This is a genomic window from Pseudonocardia ammonioxydans (assembly GCF_900115005.1).
GTDB classification, from domain to species: domain Bacteria; phylum Actinomycetota; class Actinomycetes; order Mycobacteriales; family Pseudonocardiaceae; genus Pseudonocardia; species Pseudonocardia ammonioxydans.
In genome coordinates this window covers 117,158-140,755 of the sequence record NZ_FOUY01000020.1, presented here as the reverse complement: position 1 = coordinate 140,755, position 23,598 = coordinate 117,158, and the positions used below count along the sequence as shown (strand labels likewise).

Sequence of the window (23,598 nt, the reverse complement as noted above, 5' to 3'; positions counted from 1 at the left end):
TCCCTATCCGCCGCGCGCGTTGGAGACTTGAGGAAGGCTGTCCCTAGTACGAGAGGACCGGGACGGACGAACCTCTGGTGTGCCAGTTGTCCCGCCAGGGGCACGGCTGGTTGGCTATGTTCGGGAGGGATAACCGCTGAAGGCATCTAAGCGGGAAGCCTGTTCCAAGATGAGGTCTCCCACCACCTTGAGTGGGTAAGGCTCCCAGGAGATGACTGGGTTGATAGGCCGGAGATGGAAGCCCTGTGAGGGGTTGTGAGTTGACCGGTACTAATAGGCCGAGGGCTTGCCATGACATGTTGTTCGCATCCACTGTGTGACCCTGAGTCCACAACCATCATGTGGTTGTGCTCGGTCCTTGACCTGTGCGGTTTGTGTGCGAGGTCGGGGTTATTTGTTGATAGTGTTGTCGGTGGTTATGGCGGTAGGGGAACGCCCGGTCCCATTCCGAACCCGGTAGCTAAGCCTTCCTGCGCCGATGGTACTGCACTCGACAGGGTGTGGGAGAGTAGGTCACTGCCGACATTCAATGTGTGGAGAAGCGCTCCCGGATTCGTCCGGGTGCGCTTTTTCGCGTTCCGGGGCGCCGATCCGCTTGCGGCTGCGGACCCCCGTACGGCGTGGGGTTCGGCTGAACGGGGGGCGGGTGGAACCGGACGGGTCCCGTGTACGACAGTGAAGGTATGACCTGTCAGCAGTGCCGCGAGGTCGTGTCCGCAACCCTCGACGGGGAGGCCGGTCCCGCGGAACGGGCGGCCGCGGATGCGCACCTCGCCGGATGCGCGGCGTGCCGTGCCTACGAGGGCAGCGCCCGGTGGCTCGGCCGGCTCGCCCGCGTCGGCCCGGCCGAGCCCGTGCCGGACCTCGCGGACGGTCTGCTGAGAACGCTCGGGATCAGCGAGCCGCAACCGGCCGCGGTGGCGGTCGCCGCACCCGAGCTCACCTGCCTGCCCGGCGGCTGTTGCGGCGACGGCCCGGCCGACGCCGGCGACGGCGCGCGAAGCGCGTGCGGCTGCCTGGCGACCTGCGGCTGTGGCTGCCAGGACGGTGCCCCGTGCCGCTGCGGGACGAAGGCGGCGTGACGATCCGCCGTCGTCCGTCCGGGGCTCGGAGATCGTCGGGACCGTGCTGACGGGCCCGCGGCCCGGACGTACGGTGGCGACGGACTCCAGGAGGTCGTAATGACGAGCACCCCGCTCGACGAGGACACCCGCGCCCACCATCTCGTCCAGGCCGAGCACCAGGCGATCGCCTTGTTCGACGAGGTCACCCGCCGTGGTCTCATCGCCCCCGGTGTGAGCGAACGGGCGGTCAGTGACCGGGTGCGGGACCTCGGTGCGGAGATGTTCGGCACCGACAAGCACTGGCACAAGCGCATCGTCCGGGCCGGGGAGAACACCCTGGAGCCGTACCGGGAGAACCCGCCGGACCGCCGGATCGGCGAGGACGACATCGTCTTCGTGGACCTGGGGCCGATCTTCGCGGAGTGGGAGGCCGACGTCGGCCGGACCTTCGTCCTCGGTGACGACCCGGTGAAGCACCGGCTCCGTGACGACCTCCCGCGGATCTGGGAGGCCGGGCGGGCCCACTTCGAGGCCACCCCCGACATCGGCGGAGCCGAGCTGTTCGCCCACGTCGTCGGGCTCGCCGAGGCAGCGGGCTGGGAGTTCGGCGGCCCGCACAGCGGACACCTGGTCGGGGAGTTCCCGCACGAGTTCATCGACGGCGAACGCATCGAGAGCTACATCGCTCCCGGCAGCACCCACCCGATGCGGCGGCTCGACCCGTCCGGCCGGCGCTGCCACTGGATCCTGGAGATCCACCTGGTCGACCGGGCCCGGGGCATCGGCGGGTTCTTCGAACAGTTGCTGACTCTGCGCCGCTGACCGACCGGTCGCGCCCGGCCCACGCCGGGCGGCCGCGGACGTGGCAAAATGCCTGTATCCGCGAGGAGCCGACGAGGACGGGCCGATGAGCGAACGGCGCACCTGGAGCCCCGCTGCGACACCGGAGCTGGAGAACGAGCTGACCCGGATCGCCTGGCGCGTCGAGCGCTGGATCGACCCGGGCCCGGCCGCTGTCGTCGCGGGGGCGGCAGTCGCGGCCGTGACCGCGTCGATGCTGATGCCGTGGTCGGCACGCGCCGCAGGCTGGCAGGTGCTGGCCGGTCAGGCCGGGATGGGGCCGCTGCCCCGGCTGTTCACGCTCGTCACGGTCGCCGGGCTCGTCGTCTCCGTGCTGGCGCTGCTCACCCGGTTCTGGCCGCTCGCCTGGGCGGCCGCCACGGTCACTGCCATCGGCTCCCTCGCCGGGCTGTGGGCCCTGTGGGCCCGGCAGACCGCCGCCGCGGACGCCGACATCGGGCCCGGACTCGTCATCACCGTGCTGGGCACCTGTGTCCTGTTCGGGACCTGGGCGCGGATCGTCGTGGCCGCCCGTCCCCGGGACGCCGAGCAGCCGCCCCCCGACCACCGGCCCGCCTGACCGCCGGCCCGCCTGACCGCCGGCCCTCAGCCCGCCGGCCCCAGGCCTCCGGCTCTCCTGGCCGGCCGCCGTCCCGGCCGCCCGCCCGGCCACGAACGCAGGCTCAGGACCGGGTCCAGCGGCCCAGCACCATCAGGGTGCGGGTCCCGGTGATCGTCCCCGTCCGCCGCAACCGGTCGATCACCTCCTGCAGGTGCTCGAGGTCGCGTACCCGCACCTGCACGAGCGCGTCGAGATCCCCGGCGACGGTGTAGACGGCCTGGACCTCCGGCTGCCGTGATGCCGTCTCGACGATGTCGGTGACGTTCGTCGTGCCGGCGTAGCGGACCTCGCTGAACGCCTCGACCGCCCAGCCGAGCTTCTTGTGGTCGACCTGCACGGTGAAGCCGGTGATCACTCCGGTCTCCCGCAGCCGGTCCACCCGGCGCTTGGTCGCCGCCGTCGACAGCCCCACCTGCGCCGCCATGTCGGCGAACGTGCGGCGACCGTCCTCGTGCAGCAGCCGCAGCAGCGCGCGGTCGATGTCGTCGATGTCCTCGACCTGGTTGTCGCCCGCTCCCTTGTTGAGCACACCGCCTCCTGCACAACGAACATCTGTAACCGGAGCTAGTACATCGCATCTGTTGCGTCTTTGGTGCGAGTTGTGCCGGTGATGTTGCGAAGTGGTCGTGGTCACGCTGTCCTGGACGGACCGTGCCGGAGGCGGCGGGCCGGACATCCCGCCCGTACACCACCACCGACCCGCGAGGAGCCGAGCATGACCGGTGAGACCGAGAGCCGCGTGAGCCTGGACGACAAGTACGTCGCCACCCGCGGCCGGGCCCCCATGACGGGTGTCCAGGCACTCGTCCGGCTCACGCTCGAGCAGTCCCGGCTCGACGCCGCGCGCGGGCTGGACACGGCGTCGTTCGTCTCCGGGTACCAGGGTTCCCCGCTCGGCGGGCTGGACGCCGAGTTCGGCCGGGCGTCCGCCCATCTCGACGAGGCCCGCATCGTCTTCCGCGCCGGGCTCAACGAGGAGCTCGCCGCGACCGCTGTCGCCGGCACCCAGATGCTCGACGCCGTACCGGGTCGCCGGCACGACGGCGTCGTCGGTTACTGGTACGGCAAGAACCCCGGCCTGGACCGGGCCGCGGACGCCATCCGGCACGGCAACCTGGCCGGCACCGCCCGGCTCGGCGGCGCCGTCGCGATCATCGGCGACGACCCGTCCTGCAAGTCGTCGACCGTCCCCAGCTCGTGCGAGCCGATGGCGGAGAGCCTCGGCCTGCCGCTGCTCGCCCCCGGTTCCGTCGCCGAGGTCGTCGAGTTCGGGCTGCACGCCGTCGCGCTCTCCCGGGCCAGCGGCCTCTGGACCGGGCTGAAGATTATCGCCGACGTCGCCGACGCGTCGTCCACCGTGGACCTGGGTGCCCTGCACCCGGAGCTGCTCGGCATCCCGCGCCCGCCGTCGTCCGGCCGGGCACAGGGCGGGGCGCTGGTCGGGCCGGCCGCGATCGAGGCCGAGCACGACCAGCTGACCCGTCGCCTCGACCTCGCCCGCCAGTACGCCCGCGAGGCAGGTCTCAACCGCATCACCTTCGACTCGCGACACCCGCGCCTGGCGATCCTGGCCTCCGGCACCGGCTACGCGACCGTGCTGCGCGCCCTCGACGACCTCGGCCTCGGCGAGGGCGAGCTCGACATGCTGGGCGTGCGCCTCGTCCGCCTCGCGATGCCCTACCCGGTCGACGCCGACGTCCTGGCCGAGCTGACCGACACGGTGTCCGAGGTCCTCGTCGTCGAGGACAAGGTGCCGTTCCTCGAGGGGCACCTGCGCGATGCCCTCTACGGCCGCGCACACCAGCCGGTGATCACCGGCCGGCGCGACGACCGGGGACGTCCGCTGCTGCCCGCCCGCGGCCAGCTCTCCGCGGAGGAAGTCGCCCGCGCCGTCGCCGCCCGGCTCACCGCGGTCGGGGCGGCCGAGCTGCCCGAGCGCGCCCGGCGGCACCTGGAGCACCTCGCGCCGCCGCGGCCGTCGCGGATCGCTCTGGACCTCAGCACCTCCGGCGAGCCCGCGAGCCGCACGCCGTACTTCTGCTCCGGCTGCCCGCACAACACATCCACCCGCACCGGCGACGACACGCTCGTCGGGGTCGGCATCGGCTGCCACGCGATGATCGCTCTCGACGGGGAGCACCGTGGCCACCAGATCGGCCTGACCCAGATGGGCGGCGAGGGCGCCCAGTGGTTCGGCCTGGCCCCGTTCACCGACGACCGGACCCTCGTCCAGAACCTCGGCGACGGCACGTTCCACCACTCCGGGTCGCTGGCGATCCGCGCGGCCGTCGCCGCCGGCGTCACCATGACCTACAAGCTGCTCTACAACGACGCCGTCGCCATGACCGGCGGGCAGCGCGCCGAGGGCCGGATGGGCGTCCCCGAGATCACCCGCTCGCTCGCCCTGGAGGGCGTACGGCGGATCGTGGTCACCACCGACGAGCCGGCGCGCTACCGCGGGATCGGGCTGGACCCGATCGCGAGCATCCGGCACCGCGACGACCTCCCGGGCGTCGAGCAGGAGCTGAAGGAGCTCGACGGCGTCACCGTCCTGATCCACGACGACCGCTGTGCCGCCGAGGAACGACGGCTGCGCAAGCGTGGCAAGCTCCCGACCCCCGCCGAGAAGGTCGTGATCAACGAGCGGGTGTGCGAGGGCTGCGGCGACTGCGGCGATCAGAGCACCTGCCTGTCGGTGCTGCCGGTGGAGACCGAGTTCGGCCGCAAGACGCGCATCCACCAGCCGTCGTGCAACTCCGACTTCTCCTGCCTCAAGGGCGACTGCCCGTCGTTCCTGCTGGTCGAACCCGGTACCCGGGCACCCCGCGAGATCCCGTCGCTGCCGGTGCCGCTCACCGAGCCGGCGCCGCACACCGGCGACACCACCCTGATCCGGATGCCCGGCATCGGTGGCACCGGGGTGGTCACCGCGTCGGCGATCCTGCAGATGGCCGCGCACCTCGACGGGTTGTGCGCCGCCGGCCTGGAGCAGGTCGGGCTGGCGCAGAAGGGCGGCCCGGTCGTCTCCGACGTGCGGATCTCCAAGCAGCCGGCCACGGGCATCCTGCGTGCCTCGACGGCCACCGCGGACGTCCTGATCGGGATGGACGTGATCGGGACGGCCGGTGCCGCCAACCTCGCCGTCGCCCGGCCCGGGCACACCGTGGCCGTCGTCAACACCTCGCTGATGCCGACCGCGGCGATGGTCACCGGCCGCGTCCTGCTGCCGGGGACCGCCGAGGACGCCGTCGAGCGGATCGGCCGTGTCACCCGGGACCTGCACGCCGTCGACGCCCAGACGCTCGCCGAGGCGCTGTTCGACGACCACCTCCCGACCAACATGCTGCTGCTCGGCGCCGCCTACCAGCACGGCGTGCTGCCGCTGTCGGCCGAGGCGATCGAGGAGGCGATCCGGCTCAACGGGGCCGCGGTGGAGCGCACGCTGACCGCGTTCCGCTGGGGCCGCGCCGCCGCGATCGACCCCGCCGCGGTCCGGGCCGCGCTGCTCGCACCGCAGCCGGCCACCGTCGCGGTCGACCGGGCGGCTGGGGAGCTCGCCCGGTCGGCCGCCGCCGGCGACGCGGATCTCGAGCAGGTGCTCGCGACCAGGATCGCCGACCTCACCGGCTACCAGGACGCCGGGTACGCCGCGCGCTACGCCGAGGAGGTCCGGCGGGTCGCGGCCATCGCCACGAGCCGGGCCGGGGACGGGGCCGGAGCCCGGATCGGTGCCGCGTACGCCCGTGGGCTGCACACGCTGATGGCCTACAAGGACGAGTACGAGGTCGCCCGGCTGCACCTCGACCCGGTCGAGGTCGCCCGTCGCGAGGCGGAGTACGGGCCGGACGCGAAGGTCTCGGTCATGCTGCACCCGCCGGTCCTGCGGGCGCTGGGAATGGACCGCAAGATCAAGCTCGACGGCCGGGTCGCGCGCCCGGCGTTCACCGCCCTGCGTGCGGCGCGGCGGCTGCGCGGCACCGCGCTGGACGTGTTCGGTTACGCCGGGGTCCGCCGGGTCGAGCGCGAGCTGGTGGGGGAGTACCAGGCCCTGGTCCGCGCCGCGCTGGAGTCGCTGGACGGGCCGGCCCGGGTGGACGCCGTCGTGGCGGTCGCGGAGACCGTGTCGTCGGTGAAGGGCTACGAGGACGTCAAGCTCGCCGGTGTCGAGCGGTTCCGCGCCGAGGCGGCGGCGGGCCTGGCGGCGTTGCGCGGCTGAGCGTCGCACCCGGGCCCCGCGCCGGGCTCCGGCGCCCCGACTCCGGTGCCCGGCTCGGGGTCCGGCTCCGGCCGTTGCCCCGAGGGGCACCCTCGGGGCGTGGGGCGCTACGGGGGTGCCCCTCGGGGCGGCCGTGCGGGGGTGGTGCCGGGGCCCCGGTGCCACGAGGGGGTCCCTGGGGGCGTGCGGCGCTACGAGGGTGCCCCTCGGGGCAAACGGGCGGTGCGGGGTCCCGGAGCGCGGGGCCCGGGCGGCGCCCGGCGCGGGTGGAGCGGGGCGCTACTTGAGCAGGGCGTGCACCTCGCGGAACCGGGGGTGCTTCGCGTCGCGCAGCCACTCGAACAGCACCATCTCCGAGGTCACGATCTCGGCGCCGGCGGCCCGGGCGCGCTCGAGCGCGACGGCCTTGTCGTCGGGGTCGCGAGAACCGACGGCATCGGCGACGACCAGGACCCGGCGGCCGTCGGCGGCCAGCTGCAGCACGGTCTGCAGCACGCACACGTGCGCCTCGGCGCCGCTCACGACGATCTGCGACCGGCCGGGCGGGATCAGGCCGCTGTCGTCGGCGGCGAAGGTGGACTTCGGTGCGACCAGGTGCGGGTAGCCGGAGAGCGGCTCGACGGTCGGGCCGAGCTTCTCCGGCACCTGCTCGGTGGCCAGCACCGGCACGTTCAGCAGGGACGCGGCCTCGGCGAGGCGCGCGGTCCGGGCGATCACCTTCTCGCCGTCGTGGATGGCGGGCATCAGGCGCTGCTGGAGATCGACCAGGAGTAGGACGGCGGCGTCGGCGGTCATGAGCACGCCACGACGCTAACCCGGCGGCCCGATCGCGGACGCGCCGGTCACCGGGTGCGGCCGAGCCACTCACGGTCCTTCATCCCACAGCGCTTCATCCCACGGTCCTTCATCCCACCGTGAGACTCCGCAGCGACGGCCAGACCGCCGACCACGGCGCGTTCCGCCCGGTCGCCAGCCACAGCCCGGCGCCCTCCCCGACGTCGCCGACCCGCTGCACGTCGGCGAAGTGTGGCCGCAGCAGCTCGGGGTCCGACCCGAGGAACAGCACCGTGTCGACGTCGTCGGACGGCGGCGGGAAGTAGCCGTAGCTGCGGTTGCCGCTGTAGGCGGGCGGGAGGCCGTGCCGGTCGCCGTAGCCGTCGACGTAGGCCGCGAAGATGTAGGACTGTCCGAACACCACGGTCCGCTGCTGTTGCTCGGAGGGCAGGGCCCGGTAGGCGTCCGCGGTCTGCGCCACGATCCGCTCCGGGACCTCCGGCGCGACGACGGTGGGGGCGAGGGCCAGTAACGAGCCGGCCACCAGGGCACTGGCGGCGTACCCGGGCCAGGCGACCCAGCTCAGCGACCACGTGCGCCGACCGGTGCCGGCGTCCCGGTGCGCCTCGCGGCGGCGCTGCATGCCCAGCGCGCCCGCCGCGGCGAGCATGCCGTGGAGCCCGTCCAGGTAGTAGGGCCGTCCGGTGAGCACGACGAACAGCACGTACATCGCGACGGCGGTGACCCCGAGGAACCGGTAGGGGCGCATCTCCGCGGCGCGCAGCAGCCGTCCCACGCCGTAGAGCCCGAGCACCAGACCGGCGAGCCCGGCCCCGAGCAGCATCAGCACGGCGACACCCCAGCGTCCGCCGTAGAGCGCCTCGGACTCGGCGACGACGACCGGGCTCATCCGCAGCTGTGGCCAGCCGTGCAGGGCCTGCCAGATCAGCGTCGGCGCGGCGATCACCGCGCCGAGCAGTGCCGCGACCGCGAGCATCGGACGGCGCAGCAGCTCGCGCGGGCCGAACGCGAGCACGCTCAGCGCCAGCACCACACACAGCAGGAGCACCTGGAACTTCGTCTCGGCCGCGATCCCGGCCACGACGCCGACGCCGAGCAGCAGCCGGTCGTCGCGGGTCCGGACCCAGCGCACCAGCAGCCAGCACAGCAGCAGCCACTGCACCGGTTCGAGCGTGTACGGGGTCAGCCAGTGCCCGGTCAGTGTCGTCCACAGTGCTGTGGCCTGCGCCCCGGCCGTCAGCACCTGTGCGCGCCGGTCCCCGCCGAACTCGCGGGCGATCATCGCTGCGACGACGACCGCCCCCGCGGTGGCCAGGACCGCCGGGATCCGCAGGGCCAGGATCGACCCCGGCGCGATCGTGTCCATCAGCGCGGCCAGCAGCGGTGCCAGCGGTGGCTGGTCGGCCGAGCCCCAGTCGAGGTGGTCCCGGCCGAGGACGAGCATCAGCAGCTCGTCGAACCAGTAGCCGCGGCCGAGCCCGGCCGCCACCAGGTGCGCGACCGCGACCACCCCGGCGATCGAGAGCACCGGTAGCCGGGCGAAACGGGGCACCGCGGAGTCGGCGGCGGTGGCCGGCGCCCCGGGCGTGGTCGTGGTCTGCATGATCCCCCCAGATCTCGAGCGCGGTCAGTACAGCGGAGCCGGCCCGCCGGCGCAGCCCGAATCCGGCCCGACCCGGCCCGGCCGGAAGTCGCCGGTCGAGCGACCTTCGTCGCCCGCCGGTAGCCGCTACCCTCGGCGCCGTGGCAGACCAGCTGATGCCGGCCGCGTTCTTCGGTCACGGCACCCCGATGAACGCGATCGAGTCGAACCGCTACACCGAGGCCTGGCGGGCGTTCGGTGAGGCCGTGCCCCGCCCGCGCGCGATCCTGGTGGTCTCCGCGCACTGGTACATCAACGCCACCGCGGTGACCGCGATGCCGCGGCCCCGCACCATCCACGACTTCTTCGGCTTCCCGCGGGATCTGTTCGAGGTCCAGTACCCCGCGCCCGGGCTGCCCGAGCTGTACGACGAGGTCGCCGAGATCGCGAAGCCGACCTGGATCGGTGCCGACGTCGACAGCTGGGGCATCGACCACGGCACCTGGTCGGTGCTGGTGCACGCGTTCCCGGACGCGTCGATCCCGGTCGTCCAGCTCTCGATCAACGCGGAGAAGTCGCTCGACCACCACCTCGAGCTGGGGGCCAAGCTCGCCCGGCTGCGTCGCTCCGGGGTGCTCGTCGTGACCAGCGGCAACGTGGTGCACAACCTGCGCGGCGTCGACTTCTCCCAGCCGGACCTGGGTTTCGACTGGGCGCAGCGCTTCGACGAGGCAGCCCGGGAGCTGATGCTCGACCGCCCGGCCGAGTTCGCGACGCTCGACCGGCACGGCGACTACCGGCTGGCCGTACCGACGGCGGACCACTTCATCCCGGCCCTCTACCTCGCCGGTCTCGCCTCGGCCGACCGCGGCGAGGCACCGGAGGTGCTCGTCGACGGCTATGCCTACGGCTCGCTGTCGATGACCGCCTACACGGTCGGCATGACCTGCCCGCCGGAGCCGGCGACCGAGGCCGGTACCCCCGCCGAGGTCCCGCGGAACACGCCGCCGGAGTACTCCAACATCTAGCCGGGCGGCCGCGCGGTCAGGCCGATGCCTCGATCACCCGGTTCAGCACCGTCCGCAGCTCCTCCAGGTCCGCGAGCGGGATCCCGAGCCGCTCGACGATCGCGGGCGGGATCGCCTCGGCGCGCTCGCGCAGGGCGTGCCCGTCGTCGGTCAGCGTCACCGCGAGGGTCCGCTCGTTGCCCGGGACCCGGCGGCGGTGCAGCAGCCCGGCCGACTCCAGGCGCTTGAGCAGCGGCGACAGCGTGCCCGGGTCGAGGGCGAGCTCGCGGGCCAGCTCGCCCACCGACCGCGGCGACCGCTCCCACAGCGCCAGCATCACGAGGTACTGCGGGTGGGTCAGCCCCATCGGGTCGAGCAGCGGCCGGTACAGCGCGATCACGTTCCGCGCGGCCACGGCCAGCGCGAAGCAGACCTGACGGTCGAGCCGCAGGAGGTCGATGTCGCTGTCCACGAGCGGTATCGTACATTGTTGGTGCACCAAGAATTGGGGGACCAATGGACGAGCCGATCCGGCCGAACCCGCTGCGGTGGCTGCTCTACGCCTACGGCGCGGGACTTCCGGCCCGGCACCGCACCTGGGTGCTCTACGACGTCACCACGTCGAGCTGGCAGGTGCGCCACCTCGCTCGGGTCACCGTGCAGCTGTTCCCGATCGGGGTCGCCCTGTTCCTGGTCATCCCCGGCCCGGTGTACGTGAAGGCGCTGTCGGTGCTCGCGGGCGCGCTGCTCGGCGCCTTCTACGGGGTGGCCTACATGTACGAGTCCGTCGAGCACCGGGTGGCGAAGGCCGGCTACCCGGTCGGCCACGCCGCCGCGGTGCGAGCCGCGGCGGACGAGGACGACCGGGCGGAGGCCCAGGAGCGCTACGAGCGCCGCTGGCGCGGCCCGTGAGTGGTTATCGCGGTCAGAGCCGCGATAACCACTCACGGGGCGTCAGCCGAGCAGGGGCTTCACCTTCGTGCCGAAGTCGTGCACGCCCTGCTCGAAGTCGTCGAAGGTGAACATCATCCCCTTCACCCCCGGCATCTTCGCGACCTGGTCGATCTGCCGGGCGACGGTCTCGTGGCTGCCCACCAGGGTCGCCATGTTGAAGTTGACCGCACCCTCCGGCAGGTTGATCGTCCGCGCCGTGCCCGAGCCGTCGGCACCGGCGTCCCGGCTGCCCTCGTCGGACATGTAGCCGAGCGCCGCGGCGTCCGCACCGGCGTTGTAGGAGGCCCACTTGGCCTGGGCCTCCTCGTCGGTGTCGGCCATGATCGCCATGAACAGCGGCAGCGAACCGACGTCGCGCCCGGTCGCCGCGGCCGCCTTGGCCAGGCGCTGGGTGGACTCGCGATAGACCTCCGGGTCGTTGACGCCGGGGTGCAGCACGAAGTTGTAGTCGCCGTACTCGGCGACCATCCGCATGCCGCGGTCGGACTGGCCGGCGCACACGATGTCCACGTGCCCGGACGGGCGGGGCGAGAGCACGCAGTCGTTCATCGTGAAGTACTCGCCCTGCAGGTCGCAGCGGCCCTTGTCGAACAGCTCGCGCAACACCCGCACGTACTCGGTGGAGTAGTCGTAGCGGTAGTTGAAGTACTCGTCGCCGGGCCACAGGCCCATCTGGTCGTACTCGCCCTTCGCCCAGCCGGACACGATGTTGATCCCGAACCGGCCGGGGGCGATCGAGTCGATCGTCGACGCCATCCGGGCGACCAGCGCCGGCGGCAGCGTGAGCACGGCGGTGGAGGCGTAGAGCTTGATCCGCTCGGTGACCGCCGCCAGCCCGGCCATCAGCGTGAACGACTCCAGGTTGTGGTCCCAGAACTCGGTCTTCCCGCCGAAGCCACGCAGCTTGATCATCGACAGGGCGAACGCGAAGCCCTGCCGCTCGGCCTCCTGCACGACCCGCTTGTTGAGGTCGTACGTCGGCATGTACTGGGGGCTGTTCTCCGAGATCAGCCAGCCGTTGTTGCCGATGGGGATGAAGACGCCGAAGTCCACGGGGAGTCCTTCCGGTCGGAGGAGTGCACGGCCGCGTCGGGCCGGACAGCGGGGCGGGAACGCAGGACCGGCGCCACCTCACGGGCGAGCAGGTCCAGCGAGGCGAGTGCGTCGTCGACCGGCATGCCGGCCCAGTCGGTGCGGAGGACGAAGTGGTCGACGCCGAGCTCGTCGCGCCACGGCAGCAGTGCCGCGAGGCAGTCCTCCGGAGAGCCCACCACGAACCGGTCCCGGGCGAGGTCGTCGTAACCTGCTCGGAACGAGTCCTTTCCGGGCAGGACACGGTCCTGCCCCCAATCGGCGTAGACCGCGTACTTCGACGCCAGGTGCGGGCGCGCCAGCTCGAGGGCGCGCTCCCGGGTCGGGGCGCAGTAGACCTCGCGCATCAGCGGCAGCTCGCCGAGCGGTCCCCGCCCGGCCGCGGCGCGTTCGGTGTGGAACAGCTCCAGCTGGCGGCGCACGGTGCCGGCCGTGGCGTGCGGGTTGATCATCCAGGTGTCGCCGAGCCGGGCGGCGCGGCGGACCGCACCGTCGGAGTTCGCGGCCATCCACACCGGCGGCACCGACGCCGGACGGGTGGTGGCCCGCACGCCGTCGAGCCGGCACCACTCCAGGTCGGCGTGCACCGGTTCGCCGGACCACAGCTCGCGGACGATCCGCAGGTTCTCGGTGAACCGGCGGACCTTGTCCCCGGGCGGGATCCCGAAGGCGGCGTACTCGGTCTCGCGGTAGCCGAGCCCGACACCGAACACCGACCGGCCGCCGGCGACGACGTCGAGGCCGGCGTAGCTCTCCGCGGTGTCGACCGGGTTGTGCAGCGCGAGCAGGTGGATGCCGGTGCCGATCCGCATGCCGTCGGCGTCCGCGGCGAGCCGCGCCAGCCACGGCAGCGGCTGGATGTGCGAGAACGACTCCGGCAGGTGGTGCTGCCCGGCGAACACCGAGTCCAGACCGCCGTCGCGGGCGGCCCGGACCAGGCGCAGCTGCTCGTCCAGGGCCACGAGCGGATCCCGGTCCGCGGGCTGCTGGTGGGTGAGGAACACCCCCACCTGGACGGGCCGGCCGGAGGACTCAGCCACGGCAGGCCTCGGCGAACTCGGCGGCCGGGGTGGCGTCACCGAGGCCCAGCACCGCCGCCTGCACCCGGTCGGCGACCGCGGGCGCGGCGACCCCGCCGATGGTGTCCCGGAACTTGGCGACGATCTCGTCGTTGGCCAGCGGGCGCTCCTCGTGGCCCCGGTTGACCTGCTCGCGGTGGCGCAGCACCCGGCCGTCGGACAGCTCGATCTCCACCGCGCCGGAGTAGGCCGCCGGGAACGCGCTGTCGTCGTCGTCGGAGACCCGCACCTTCTGCGCGAGATCCAGCACGGCCCGGTCAGCCAGTGCGTCGTCCTCCAGCTCGGCCAGGGTGAACCGGCCGCGGGTCAGCGCCGTGGCGACCACGTAGGGCAGGCTGAACTTCGCGTCGTACTCGTCGCGCGGGGCCCACTTCGCCTCGGCCGGCTCGCAGACGACCTTGCCCGGCACCGGGTGGATCGCGCACCGGATCTCGGCGATGTCGGCGCTGCCGATCTCGGGGCGCAGGGTGAGTGCGGCGTCGGCGAAGGCGTGGATGAAGTGGCAGATCGGGTACGGCTTGACCGCGGTCCGGGTCAGCTCCCAGGTCTGGCCCAGCGCGCTGCCGACCGCCTCGGGGCGGGTCTCGCGCCCGGCGAGGTGGGTGTTGTAGAGACCGAAACGGCCTTCGTAGACCGCGGGCGGCCCGGTCCAGCCGGCCTTCGCGAACCCGGCGGCGGTCAGTCCGGACATCGCGGCCCAGCCCGGGTGCAGGCGCTTGGTCCAGGACCCGTCGGCGAGGAACTCCAGCAGCCCGGAGCTCATCGAGCCGACGACGCCCTGGGCCCGGGCGATCCCGTCGGCGTCGAGCCCGGAGACCTTGCCGGCGGCGACCGCGGCGCCGAACGCCCCGGCGACGGCGGTGGGGTGGAAGCCGACGTCGTGGAACCCGCCGGCGCCGCCGATGCCGACGCGTGCCGAGACCTCGACGCCGAGCACGTAGGCCAGCAGCAGGGTCCGGGTGTCCGCGCCGGCCGAGATCGCCGCGGCCAGCGCCGCGGGCAGCGCCGCCGCCGACACGTGGGTGACGGCCGGGATGTGGGTGTCGTCGAAGTCCATGCCGTGGATCAGCACGCCGTTGAGCACCGCGGCGTCGCGGGCCGGCAGGCGCTCGGCCATGCCGAGCACCGGCTGCTCACCGGCGCCGCCGAAGGCCGACAGCGCCTGCAGCGCGACGGCGGGGAAGGGGTAGGCGGTGGAGGCGAACGCCAGCCCGACGGCGTCGAGCACCAGGTGCCGGGCACGTTCGAGGACCTCGGCGGGCACGTCGTCGAAGGCGGCGCGGGCGGCGAACTCGCCGACCGTGCCGGCCAGGGTCGCGGTCTGCGGCGGGGCCGGAGTCAGGGTCATCGGTGACCTCCAGATCGAAGGGAGAGAATAGGTCAGACGTATTCCGGTGGGAAGGGCCCACCGACCTGTTCCGCGATCGGCGGTCGCCGGCGGTGATGGTCCGTGCGGTCCTGGAACAGCGCCGCCACCCGCAGCGCGGTCGCCTCGTCGTGCGGGCGTGCGATGAGCAGCGCCGAGACCGGGCAGCCGTCCGGGGCGAACCCGGTCGGCAGCGCCAGCCCGGGGGCCCCGGTGAGGTTGCCGAGCATCGTCGCGCGGGACTGGGCGGCGTAGAGCGGGTAGCGCTCGCCGTCGACGGTGACCGTGCAGTCCGGCAGCCGCGGCGCCGTCGCCGGGGTGGTCGGGACGACGATCAGGTCCGCGCCGGCGAACACCGCGTCCAGCTCGCGCTGCAGCTCCGCGCGGAACTGCAGCGCCCGCAGGTAGTCCGCCGCCGGGGTGGTGATGCCCTGGCTGATCCGCCGCACGGTCACCGGGTCGTAGTCGGGCCAGCGGGCCTGGTCGGCCCGGTGCACCGACGCGGCCTCGGCGAACACGATCTGGTACCCGATCGGCAGCGCCCGGTGCGCGGACGGGATGTCGCCCGCGACGACCTCGGCGCCGGCGTCGGTGAGCACGTCGACCAGGTGGTCCACACCGGACCGCACGGCGCTGTCGCACAGCTCGGTCAGGTAGCCCTGCGGCCGGGCGATCCGCAGACCGCGCAGGTCCGCGGGCACCGTCGTCGGGGGCAGCGGCGGGAGCTCCGGGACCCGGGGGTCACGCCCGTCCGGGCCCCGGAGCAGTCCGAACAGCAGCCCGACGGTGCGCGCGTCGCGGGCCAGCGGGCCGAGCGTCTCGGTGGTCCACGACAGCGGCACCGACCCGGTCCGCGGGATCGCCCCGGCGGTCGGCTTCAGCCCGGTCAGCCCGCACCAGGCGGCCGGCAGCCGGACCGAGCCGCCGACGTCGGACCCCAGGCCGAACGGCACCACCCCGGCCGCGACCGCGGCCGCGGTGCCGGTGGACGAGCCACCCGCCCAGCGCTCGACGTCCCACGGGTTGCGGCAGGCCCCGGTCAGCGGCGGGTGCGGACCGCCGACGGCGAACTCGGTCGTCGCGTCCTTGGACACCGGGATCGCGCCGGCGGCCTCCAGCCGCGCGACGACGGTCGCCGACTCGGCGGCCGGGGGCGCGTCCGCGCGGGTGCGCGAGGCGGCCGTCGTCGGGACGCCGGCGACGTCGATGACGTCCTTGACGGCGAACGGCACGCCCTCCAGCGGGCTCCCGGTGGGCGGCCGCTGCGCGAGCGCGCGCTCGCGCAGCACCCGGATCGTGCAGTTCAGCTCGCCGTGCAGGCGTTCGAGGCGCTCCAGCGCCTCCGGGACCCGGCCGGACCACGCCTGCCGCAGCGCGGGCGCCAGCGGATCGGCGGCACTCGGGGCGGCGCCCCCGGGGGGCGGGGTCAGCCAGGCGTCCCCGGCACCCGGGTCCGCCGCGGTCATCGGTACCGGTACCGCGCGCAGCGCGGCGGCGTCGGCCTCGGCGCCGGCCACCGCCTCGCCCATCGCCGTGACCTGCTCCGGATCGAGGGTGTACCCGAGCCGGGCGGCGAGCGCGCCGAGCTCGTCGGCCGAGGTCACCGTACGGTCGCCTTCCCGGCCAGCAGCGCCTTCGCGACGACCCCGCGCAGCACGTCGTTGGTGCCCTCGCCGATCGACATCAGCGGGGCGTCGCGGTAGAGCCGTTCGATCTCGAACTCGGTGGAGTAGCCGTAGCCGCCGTGGATGCGCATCGAGTCGATCGCGCACTCCAGTGCCTGCTCCGAGGCGAAGATCTTGGCCATCCCGGACTCGGTGTCCATCCGCACGCCGTCGTCCATCCGCGACGCCGCCCAGTAGGTCATCAGCCGGGCGGCCTGCAGCCGCACCGCGATCTGGGCCAGCCGCTGCTCGACGGCCTGGAACTCGCCGATCGGGCGGCCGAACGCGGTCCGCTCGCGGGCGTAGTTCAGGGCCTCGTCGTAGGCGCGCTGGGCGATGCCGACGCTGCGGGCGGCGATGTTGATCCGGCCGGTCTCCAGCGACGACAGCGCCTGCTGCAGCCCGCGGCCCTCGACCCCGCCGAGCAGCTGCGAGGCCGGGACGCGCACGTCGGTGAGCACGACCTCGCAGGACTCGGTGCCCTTGTAGCCGAGCTTGCCGATGTCGGCGGTCACCTCGAAGCCGGGGGAGTCGGCCTCGACGAGCAGGATGCTCATGCCCTTGTGCGCGGGCTCGGCCGACGGGTCGGTCTTGACCAGCACCGGCAGTGGGTCGGCGTACCGGGCGTTGGTGATCCACATCTTGGTGCCGTTGACGATGTAGTCGTCCCCATCACGGCGCGCGGTGGTCCGGATGCCCTGCAGGTCGGTGCCCGCACCCGGCTCGGTGAGCGCGATCCCGGTGCGCCGGGCCCCGGTCGCCAGGTCCGGCAGGTACTGCCGCTTCTGCTCCTCGGTGCCGTGCCGGGCGAGCATGAAGCAGGACACCGAGTGGCTGCCGAGGATCCCGGCGATGCCCATCCAGCCGCGCGAGATCTCCTCGAACGCGAGCCCGAACGAGACCGTGTCCGCGCCCAGTCCGCCGTAGGACTCGGGCACGGCCAGGCCGAACAGCCCGAGTTGCTTCATCCCCTCGACGATCTCGGTCGGGTAGCGCCCGGAGTGTTCCCACTCCCGCGCCACCGGCACGATCTCCTTGTCGACGAAGGAGCGCAGCGTGTCCCGGAACAGGCGCTGCTCGTCGGTCAGCCGGAAGTCCATCTCAGTCCTTCCCCAGCGCGCCGGCCCGGCGGAGCGCGGTGATCCTCGTGTCGTCGTAGCCCAGCTCGCGCAGGACCCGGTCGGTGTCGGCGCCCATCGCCGGGGCCGGGCGGGTGGCGGCCCGGTCCGCGCCGGGCGGCCCGACCCGGACCGCGCTGCGCAGGCTGCGGACCTGCCCGAACGCGTCGTGGTCGGTCTCGGCCAGCAGGCCCCGCTCGAGGGTGTGCGGGTCGGTCAGCGCCCCGGCCACGTCCCGGATCGGGGCGCACGGGATCGACGCCGCGTACATCGGGGCCAGCCAGTCGGCGACCGTGCGGGTGCGGAAGAGCTCCTCGAGCATCCCGACCAGCTCGTCGCGGTGCTCGGCGCGGTCGGCGAACGTCGCGAACCGCGGGTCGCTCGCCCACTCCGGGTGTTCGAGCACCACGGTGAGCCGCTGCCAGAACTTCTCCTTCGCACAGCCCACGACCAGCCAGCCGTCGGCGGCCTCGAAGGCCTGGAACGGCACCAGCGACGGGTGCGCCGAGTGCCGGGTCCGGGCCGGTTCGTAGCCGGCGGTCATGTGCCAGGTCGCCGGGTAGGTGAGCAGGCTGACCGCGGTGTCGTAGAGCGAGAGGTCGCAGTCGGTGCCGACGCCGTCGCGGCGGGCGGCGTGGATCGCGCCCAGCAGCGAGATCGCCGCGACGTAGCCGCCGCAGTAGTCGACCAGCGACAGGCCGGTCTTCTGCGGGGCCCCGCCGGGTTCCCCGGTCAGCGACATCCAGCCGCCGAGGGCCTGCAGCACGTAGTCGTAGCCGGGCTCGTCCGAGCGCGGCCCGGTCATCCCGAACCCGGTCAGCGAGCAGCAGACGATCCGCGGGTTGATCTCCTTGAGATCGTCGTAGCGGATGCCCAGCTTGGCCGGCACGTCACCGCGCAGGTTGGAGTAGACCGCGTCGGCGGTCCGGACCAGGTCCCCGAACACCTCGCGGCCCTCCGGGGTGCGGATGTCGAGCGTGATCGAGGACTTGTCCCGGTTGAACGACTGGAAGAACAGCGAGTCGCCGGCCTCGGCGTACGGCGGGACGGAGCGGCCGACGTCGCCGCCGGCCGACGGGTCCTCGACCTTGATGATCTCCGCGCCGAGCTCGGCCAGGTGCATGGACCCGAACGGGCCCGCCCCGTACTGCTCCAGCGAGACGATCCGGATGTCCTCGAGCGGTCTCACACGTCCTCCAGCGACAGGGGCGTCGCCGCCTGCGGGAACAGCGATGCGGCCCCGGCGGCGTCGCGCTTGTGCACGTAGAACGCCCGCTTGAAGGTCAGCACCTCGACGGCGTCCTGGTTGAGGGTGCGGGTCCGGATCGAAACGATGCCCGCCGTCGGCCGCGAGCCGGACTCGCGCTTGTCCAGCACGATCGACTCGGACCAGATCGTGTCGCCGACGAACACCGGGGCGCTGAGCCGCAACTCGTCGACGCCGAGGTTGGCGAAGGCGTTCTGCGAGGTGTCGACGACCGACTGGCCCATCGCGATCGCGATCGTCAGCGGCGAGACCACCAGCATCCGGCCGAACTCGGAGGACTCACCGACCTGCGCGTTGAAGTGCGCCTGGTTGGTGTTCATCGTCAGCAGCGTGAACCAGGTGTTGTCGGTCTCGGAGATCGTGCGCCCGAGCGGGTGCTGGTAGACGTCACCGACCTCGAAGTCCTCGTAGAACCGGCCCTGCCATCCCTGCTTGATCGTCACGTGTCCGTCTCCTCCGTCGTGGGCGGTCCTGCGTGTCATGCGCGCTCGATGTCCTCGAGCCGCCGGTTGGTCGTGCGTTCCCCGAACAGGGCCATCACCAGGCCGAGCAGCAGGGCGGCCACGGCGAGGTAGATGTACACCGCGGCCATGCCGAGCCCGGAGTAGAGCGCGGCGACGAGCAGCCCGCCGAGGACGCCCGCCAGCCGGCCCGAGCCGTTGGCGATGCCGGAACCCAGCCCGCGCAGGTGCAGCGGGAACACCTCGGCGATGTAGGTGTAGAGCGTCGCCACGCCGGTCTGCATGAACATCGCCGCGCCGAACCCGCAGACGATGATCGCCACCGGGTGGTCGATCAGCCCGAACAGCAGCAGCAGGACCGCGACCAGCACCTGCAGCACCAGGATCACCGAGCGCCGCTCGAAGCGGTCGATGACCGGCATCGCGAGCAGCGCGCCGGGTACCGCGGCGATCGCGAGCACCGAGGTGAACGTCAGGCTCTCGGCGGTGGTGTAGCCGCGCTCCACCAGCAGCGTCGGCACCCAGGAGCTGAAGCCGTAGAACGACAGGATGAGGAACACGCAGGCCGCCGACGCGACGACGGTGCGGCGCAGCGTCGCCCCGCGCAGCAGCTCCCCCACGCTGCCCCGGCCGACCGGCGCCTCACTGACCGGTTCGGGCAGCTCGGCCCCGGTCCGCTCGCGGGCCTCCTGCTCCAGCCGCGCGATCAGTGCCTCCTCGCGGTCGTCGAGCGGGTGGCCGCGCGCGGCGCGCCACCGGATCGACTCGGGCAGCACGCGCAGCGCGACCACGCCGCCGATCACGCCGAGCGCGCCGACCACGAAGATCCACCGCCAGGCGCCGGGTCCGAGCGGGACGACCGCCCGGGCCACCCAGGCCGCCACGGGGACGCCGGCCAGCCCGATCGCGAGCAGCAGTGCCTGGTAGCGCCCGCGATGGGCGCGCGGGAACATCTCGCTGACCCAGACCAGCAGCACGCCGGTCATGGCCTGCAGGCCCAGTCCGGTCAGCACCCGCAGAACGCCGAGTGTCCACGGACCCGGGGCGAACGCGCTGAGCAGTGAGAACAGCGAGTACAGGAAGACCGCACCGATCAGCACGGGGCGGCGGCCGAACCGGTCCGAGAGCCGTCCGCCGACGATCGCGCCGACGAACATCCCGACGAACCCGGCCGAGGTGATCGCTCCGACGCCGCCGATCGACAGGCCCCACTCACTGCGCAGGGCCGGGGCGGCGTAGGCGAAGGAGTTGAGGTCGACCAGGTCGAAGACGAACAGGAACCCCAGCAGGCCGACCCAGCGGCGGTGGCTGGGGGTGATGACCGGGATCCGGTCCAGTCGTGCTGTGGGGTCCGGTGGGTGCGGTGTCGCCTCGGTGGATCCGGTGGGCTCATCGGTGTCGGGTGGACCGGTCGTCATCGAGCTCCCCTCGGCGCGCGTCGGTGCGCGCTGCTCACGCTCCGCTTCCCTGCGGAGGCACCCGGCGGGCACCCGGGAACCGTAAACATCAGACACTTAGGGATGCAAGGGTTCTCCCCGGTGAGGGCGGCGAGGTCGTACCCGAGCCGCTGTCGTCGGATGTTTTCACACCGGCGCCGCGTGCCGGGGCGGGCGGCTGGGTACGCTCGCCCTGTCCGGCGGTGGTGCGGCCCCGCCGGCACCCTCGACCCCGCGGAGCGTGATCCATGAGCCCGACGCCGGACTCCCCGGCCGGCGGTGCGGCGGCCTCCGGGTCGCCCCGCCCGCCGACCGCGCGGCTGCACGTGCAGCGCGTCCGGCCGGCCTACCGGCAGGTGGCCGACGAGCTGCGCTCGCAGATCATGCGCGGTGCGCTCGCCGCCGGCGCCCGGCTGCCCGCGGAGAGCGAGCTGACCGGCATGTTCGGGGTCAGCCGCTCGACGGTGCGCGAGGCGCTGCGGGTGCTCGCCAGCCAGCACCTGATCGAGACCCGCCGTGGGGTGCAGGGTGGTTCGTTCGTGGCCGCTCCGGATCCGGCCCGCCTGGTCGAGGACGTCGGCGGCGCGCTCGGCGTGCTCGTCGCGACCCCGCAGCTGGGGATGACCGACCTGCTCGAGGCGCGGCTGCTGCTCGAACCCGCCGCGGCCCGGCTCGCGGCCCAGCGCGCCGCGCCGGAGACCGTGGAGGCGCTGCGCGAGGCCGCCGCGGCACCGCGCGACCCGCGCGACCCCAGCAACTTCGTCGGGCACATGGACTTCCACACCACGGTGCTGATGGCCACCGGCAACCTGATGCTCACGATGATGGGCCAGCCGGTGGGCGACGTGCTGCGCACCCGGCTGGACCGCGCCGCGGTCCCGGCGCAGCGCTGGGCCGAGGTCGACGCCTGCCACGCCGGGATCGCCGAGCACATCGCGCGCGGCGAGGCGGCCGAGGCCGAGGAGGCGATGCGCGGCCACCTGCTGGACCTGCGCGAGCTCTACGACCGGCCCGGGGCGTGGAAGTCCGGCTGAGCGCGGGCAGGATGGAGGGGTGCGTACCGTCCTCGACCTGCTCCGGCTGCTCGCCGACCGGGCCGACGGCGACGCCCCCGCCGACGATCTCGAGCGGGTCGCGGCCGGTCTCGCCGGGTCCGACCCGGAGGCCGGCGCGCTGGCGCTGCGGATCCGGACGGCGATGGACGCCGGCCGGCGCCGGGAGTCCGAGCTGGCCGCGCTGGTGGAGATCGCCCGCGACCTGGCGTCCGAATCGGACACCGGATCGGTGCTGCACACGATCGTCCGCCGGGCCCGGGCACTGCTCGGCACCGACGTCGCCTACCTGACGCTCTACGATGCCGAGCGCGGCGACACCTACATGCGGGCCACCTCCGGCTCGGTATCGCGCAAGTTCCAGACGCTGCGGCTCCCGCTCGGCGCCGGGCTCGGCGGCCTGGTCGCGGCCAGCCGTACCCCGCACTGGACCGGCCGCTACGCCGGCGACGCCCGCTACCGGCACACCGAGGCGATCGACACCGCGGTCGGCGAGGAGGGGATCGTCGCGATCTGCGGCACCCCGCTGCTGGTCGACGACGAGTTCGTCGGTGTCCTGTTCGCGGCCAACCGTGCGGCCCGCCCGTTCACCCCCGACGACGTCGCGCTGCTCGGTTCGCTCGCCGCGCTGGCCGCGGTGTCGCTGGTGCAGACCCGCCGGCTCGCCGACACCGCAGCGACCCTGGAGGCGCTGCAGGGCGCACACGCCGCGATCGCCGAGGCGGCCGACGCGCACGACCGGTTCGCCGGTGTGGTGCTGGCCGGCGGCGACGTCGGCGACATCGCCGAGGCACTGGGCCGGCTGCTCGGGGGCTGGGTCGCGGTGCTCGACCAGGACGGCGTGCCGGCCGGCCGCTACGGCCCCGTGCCCGCCGGGCTGGACGTCGCCGCGGCCCTGCGCCGGGCCGGGGAACAGCCCGGGGACGGCACCGGCCGGCCGGTCGCGGTGCCGTGCGCGGGCGGGGCGTGGGTGATCGCGGTGATCGCGGGCGGCCAGCGGCTGGGCACGCTGCTGCTCGGCGGCGTCCCCGGCTCCGCCGGCCCCGAGGGCACTGACGGCTCCGCCGGCTCCCACGGCCGGACCGGCGGGGCCGGGCCCGCCGAGCTGACCCCGGCCCAGATCCGCACCGTCGAGCGGGCGGCGATGGTCACCGCGCTCGTGCTGCTGTTCAGCCAGCGGGCCGACGAGGCCGACCGGCTCGACCGCGCGGACGGCCTCGCCGAGCTGCTCGCCGCCGCCGGGCCGCCCCGGCCGCCGACCCTGACCCGGCTGGCCGCGCTCGGGGTGTCGGCGCGCCGCCCGCACGTGCTGCTGGTCTGCCGCTGCCATGCCGCGCGGCGGCGCGCACTGGCCCGGGAGGCGGCGACCCTCGGCGGGCGGTCCGGGCTGGTGGCCGAGCAGGACGGCGCCGTCGTCGTCCTGCTGCCGGGCGACGACCCGACCACGGCCGGTGCGCGGCTGGCCCGCCCGGCGCGCGAACAGGACCCCGACGCCCACGTGACCGTGGGCGCGGCGGGACCGTTCCTCCCCGCCGACGGCGCGGACGCGGCGCTGGCCGAGGCCCGGCGCTCGGTGGAGGCGCTGCTGGCCCTGGACCGGGCGGGGGAGTCGGCGGCCGCCTGCGACCTGGGGTTCGCCGGGCTGCTGCTCGGGGACCGGCCGGACGTCGCGGGCTACGTCACCGGGATCCTCGGTCCGGTCGTCGAGCACGACGCGCGCCGCGGCAGCCGGCTGCTGCGCACGCTGGAGGCGTACTACGCCGCCGGGGCCAGCCCGACCCGCGCGGCGACGACGCTGCACGTGCACGTGAACACGGTCGCGCAGCGCCTGGAGCGGATCGGGACGCTGCTCGGGCCGGACTGGCAGCACCCGGACCGCTCGCTGGAGGTGCAGCTGGCGCTGCGGCTGCACCGGCTGGGCGCCCCCGGCCGGTCCTAGCCTTCCTGCAGCGCCAGTTCCTGCCGCGCGCCCTTCCGGGACGG

Annotated in this window: 20 protein-coding genes and 2 rRNA genes; 10 read left to right on the top strand and 12 right to left on the bottom strand. The window is 73.7% G+C overall.

The window, feature by feature from the left end; translation table 11 throughout:
- The 5 genes from BM093_RS19730 to BM093_RS19710 form a co-directional block, all read left to right on the top strand.
- A 23S ribosomal RNA gene (locus tag BM093_RS19730) occupies window positions 1-294 on the top strand; the annotation flags it as partial.
- 114 nt (window positions 295-408) lie between these two features.
- A 5S ribosomal RNA gene (rrf, locus tag BM093_RS19725) occupies window positions 409-525 on the top strand.
- A gap of 158 nt (window positions 526-683) precedes the next feature.
- Complete coding sequence (locus BM093_RS19720; RefSeq protein WP_093346428.1) at window positions 684-1,082, top strand: zf-HC2 domain-containing protein; 399 nt, start codon at window positions 684-686, stop codon at window positions 1,080-1,082.
- A 99-nt stretch (window positions 1,083-1,181) separates the two neighbouring features.
- On the top strand, window positions 1,182-1,886 hold the full coding sequence (locus tag BM093_RS19715) for a M24 family metallopeptidase (RefSeq protein ID WP_093346424.1): 705 nt from the start codon (window positions 1,182-1,184) through the stop codon (window positions 1,884-1,886).
- Between the two features lie 85 nt (window positions 1,887-1,971).
- Window positions 1,972-2,484 carry an Rv2732c family membrane protein gene (locus BM093_RS19710; protein WP_093346419.1) on the top strand — a complete coding sequence of 171 codons (513 nt, stop codon included), beginning with the start codon at window positions 1,972-1,974 and terminating at the stop codon, window positions 2,482-2,484.
- Between the two features lie 103 nt (window positions 2,485-2,587).
- On the opposite strand, the gene BM093_RS19705 is transcribed toward BM093_RS19710, so the two are convergent.
- Window positions 2,588-3,055, bottom strand: a complete 468-nt coding sequence (locus tag BM093_RS19705) for an Lrp/AsnC family transcriptional regulator (protein WP_218162838.1) — start codon at window positions 3,053-3,055, stop codon at window positions 2,588-2,590.
- A 186-nt stretch (window positions 3,056-3,241) separates the two neighbouring features.
- Here BM093_RS19705 and BM093_RS19700 point away from each other — a divergent pair, with 186 nt between their 5' ends.
- Complete coding sequence (locus BM093_RS19700; RefSeq protein WP_093346408.1) at window positions 3,242-6,742, top strand: indolepyruvate ferredoxin oxidoreductase family protein; 3,501 nt, start codon at window positions 3,242-3,244, stop codon at window positions 6,740-6,742.
- Window positions 6,743-7,021: 279 nt separating this feature from the next.
- Here the strand turns inward: BM093_RS19700 and BM093_RS19695 are convergent, their stop codons facing one another.
- The gene (locus BM093_RS19695; RefSeq protein WP_245773652.1) at window positions 7,022-7,537 is read right to left on the bottom strand and encodes an isochorismatase family protein; all 516 of its coding nucleotides are present in this window, start codon (window positions 7,535-7,537) and stop codon (window positions 7,022-7,024) included.
- A 109-nt stretch (window positions 7,538-7,646) separates the two neighbouring features.
- The gene (locus tag BM093_RS19690; RefSeq protein WP_093346400.1) at window positions 7,647-9,140 is read right to left on the bottom strand and encodes a glycosyltransferase family 39 protein; all 1,494 of its coding nucleotides are present in this window, start codon (window positions 9,138-9,140) and stop codon (window positions 7,647-7,649) included.
- Window positions 9,141-9,280: 140 nt separating this feature from the next.
- Between BM093_RS19690 and ygiD the strand changes: the two genes are divergently transcribed.
- A complete protein-coding gene (ygiD, locus tag BM093_RS19685) occupies window positions 9,281-10,147 on the top strand; it encodes a 4,5-DOPA-extradiol-dioxygenase (protein WP_245773649.1) in 867 nt (288 codons plus the stop codon).
- 16 nt (window positions 10,148-10,163) lie between these two features.
- Here ygiD and BM093_RS19680 read toward each other — a convergent pair whose 3' ends face one another.
- On the bottom strand, window positions 10,164-10,607 hold the full coding sequence (locus BM093_RS19680) for a MarR family winged helix-turn-helix transcriptional regulator (RefSeq protein ID WP_425439181.1): 444 nt from the start codon (window positions 10,605-10,607) through the stop codon (window positions 10,164-10,166).
- 35 nt (window positions 10,608-10,642) lie between these two features.
- On the opposite strand from BM093_RS19680, the gene BM093_RS19675 reads away from it, so the two are divergent.
- Window positions 10,643-11,038, top strand: a complete 396-nt coding sequence (locus BM093_RS19675) for a DUF5313 family protein (RefSeq protein WP_093346389.1) — start codon at window positions 10,643-10,645, stop codon at window positions 11,036-11,038.
- A 42-nt stretch (window positions 11,039-11,080) separates the two neighbouring features.
- Here the strand turns inward: BM093_RS19675 and rutA are convergent, their stop codons facing one another.
- Genes rutA through BM093_RS19635 form a run of 8 tightly spaced genes read right to left on the bottom strand, consistent with a single transcriptional unit; the run spans window position 11,081 to window position 20,545 of the window.
- Window positions 11,081-12,133, bottom strand: a complete 1,053-nt coding sequence (rutA, locus tag BM093_RS19670; RefSeq protein WP_093346385.1) for a pyrimidine utilization protein A — start codon at window positions 12,131-12,133, stop codon at window positions 11,081-11,083.
- The gene (locus tag BM093_RS19665; RefSeq protein ID WP_093346381.1) at window positions 12,088-13,212 is read right to left on the bottom strand and encodes an LLM class flavin-dependent oxidoreductase; all 1,125 of its coding nucleotides are present in this window, start codon (window positions 13,210-13,212) and stop codon (window positions 12,088-12,090) included. The genes rutA and BM093_RS19665 overlap by 46 nt, the downstream gene beginning before the upstream one ends.
- Window positions 13,205-14,599, bottom strand: coding sequence for an MmgE/PrpD family protein (locus BM093_RS19660; protein WP_093346376.1), 1,395 nt, complete (start codon window positions 14,597-14,599; stop codon window positions 13,205-13,207). The genes BM093_RS19665 and BM093_RS19660 overlap by 8 nt, the downstream gene beginning before the upstream one ends.
- A gap of 32 nt (window positions 14,600-14,631) precedes the next feature.
- A complete protein-coding gene (locus BM093_RS19655) occupies window positions 14,632-16,221 on the bottom strand; it encodes an amidase (RefSeq protein WP_245773648.1) in 1,590 nt (529 codons plus the stop codon).
- A complete protein-coding gene (locus BM093_RS19650; protein ID WP_093346371.1) occupies window positions 16,218-17,381 on the bottom strand; it encodes an acyl-CoA dehydrogenase family protein in 1,164 nt (387 codons plus the stop codon). Before BM093_RS19650 ends, BM093_RS19655 begins: the two co-directional genes overlap by 4 nt.
- Before the next feature lies 1 nt (window position 17,382).
- Entirely contained in the window at window positions 17,383-18,588 is a 1,206-nt protein-coding gene (locus BM093_RS19645; protein ID WP_093346365.1) for a CaiB/BaiF CoA transferase family protein, read from the bottom strand.
- Window positions 18,585-19,109, bottom strand: coding sequence for a MaoC family dehydratase (locus BM093_RS19640; RefSeq protein ID WP_425439179.1), 525 nt, complete (start codon window positions 19,107-19,109; stop codon window positions 18,585-18,587). The genes BM093_RS19645 and BM093_RS19640 overlap by 4 nt, the downstream gene beginning before the upstream one ends.
- A 35-nt stretch (window positions 19,110-19,144) precedes the next feature.
- A complete protein-coding gene (locus tag BM093_RS19635; RefSeq protein ID WP_093346355.1) occupies window positions 19,145-20,545 on the bottom strand; it encodes an MFS transporter in 1,401 nt (466 codons plus the stop codon).
- A gap of 266 nt (window positions 20,546-20,811) precedes the next feature.
- Here BM093_RS19635 and BM093_RS19630 point away from each other — a divergent pair, with 266 nt between their 5' ends.
- Window positions 20,812-21,597: a FadR/GntR family transcriptional regulator gene (locus tag BM093_RS19630; RefSeq protein ID WP_093346349.1), complete on the top strand. Its 786-nt coding sequence runs from the start codon at window positions 20,812-20,814 to the stop codon at window positions 21,595-21,597.
- Between the two features lie 19 nt (window positions 21,598-21,616).
- Window positions 21,617-23,554, top strand: coding sequence for a helix-turn-helix domain-containing protein (locus BM093_RS19625; protein WP_093346344.1), 1,938 nt, complete (start codon window positions 21,617-21,619; stop codon window positions 23,552-23,554).
- Window positions 23,555-23,598 lie beyond the last annotated feature (44 nt).

What these genes read in the sequence shown, in the direction of transcription:
- BM093_RS19715 (WP_093346424.1), top strand. Translation starts at nt 1,182, where the DNA reads ATGACGAGCACCCCGCTCGACGAGGACACCCGCGCCCACCATCTCGTC.
- BM093_RS19695 (WP_245773652.1), bottom strand. Translation starts at nt 7,537, where the DNA reads ATGACCGCCGACGCCGCCGTCCTACTCCTGGTCGATCTCCAGCAGCGC.
- BM093_RS19635 (WP_093346355.1), bottom strand. Translation starts at nt 20,545, where the DNA reads ATGACGACCGGTCCACCCGACACCGATGAGCCCACCGGATCCACCGAG.
- BM093_RS19630 (WP_093346349.1), top strand. Translation starts at nt 20,812, where the DNA reads ATGAGCCCGACGCCGGACTCCCCGGCCGGCGGTGCGGCGGCCTCCGGG.
- BM093_RS19660 (WP_093346376.1), bottom strand. Translation starts at nt 14,599, where the DNA reads ATGACCCTGACTCCGGCCCCGCCGCAGACCGCGACCCTGGCCGGCACG.
- BM093_RS19675 (WP_093346389.1), top strand. Translation starts at nt 10,643, where the DNA reads ATGGACGAGCCGATCCGGCCGAACCCGCTGCGGTGGCTGCTCTACGCC.
- BM093_RS19710 (WP_093346419.1), top strand. Translation starts at nt 1,972, where the DNA reads ATGAGCGAACGGCGCACCTGGAGCCCCGCTGCGACACCGGAGCTGGAG.
- BM093_RS19700 (WP_093346408.1), top strand. Translation starts at nt 3,242, where the DNA reads ATGACCGGTGAGACCGAGAGCCGCGTGAGCCTGGACGACAAGTACGTC.
- BM093_RS19720 (WP_093346428.1), top strand. Translation starts at nt 684, where the DNA reads ATGACCTGTCAGCAGTGCCGCGAGGTCGTGTCCGCAACCCTCGACGGG.
- BM093_RS19650 (WP_093346371.1), bottom strand. Translation starts at nt 17,381, where the DNA reads ATGGACTTCCGGCTGACCGACGAGCAGCGCCTGTTCCGGGACACGCTG.
- BM093_RS19690 (WP_093346400.1), bottom strand. Translation starts at nt 9,140, where the DNA reads ATGCAGACCACGACCACGCCCGGGGCGCCGGCCACCGCCGCCGACTCC.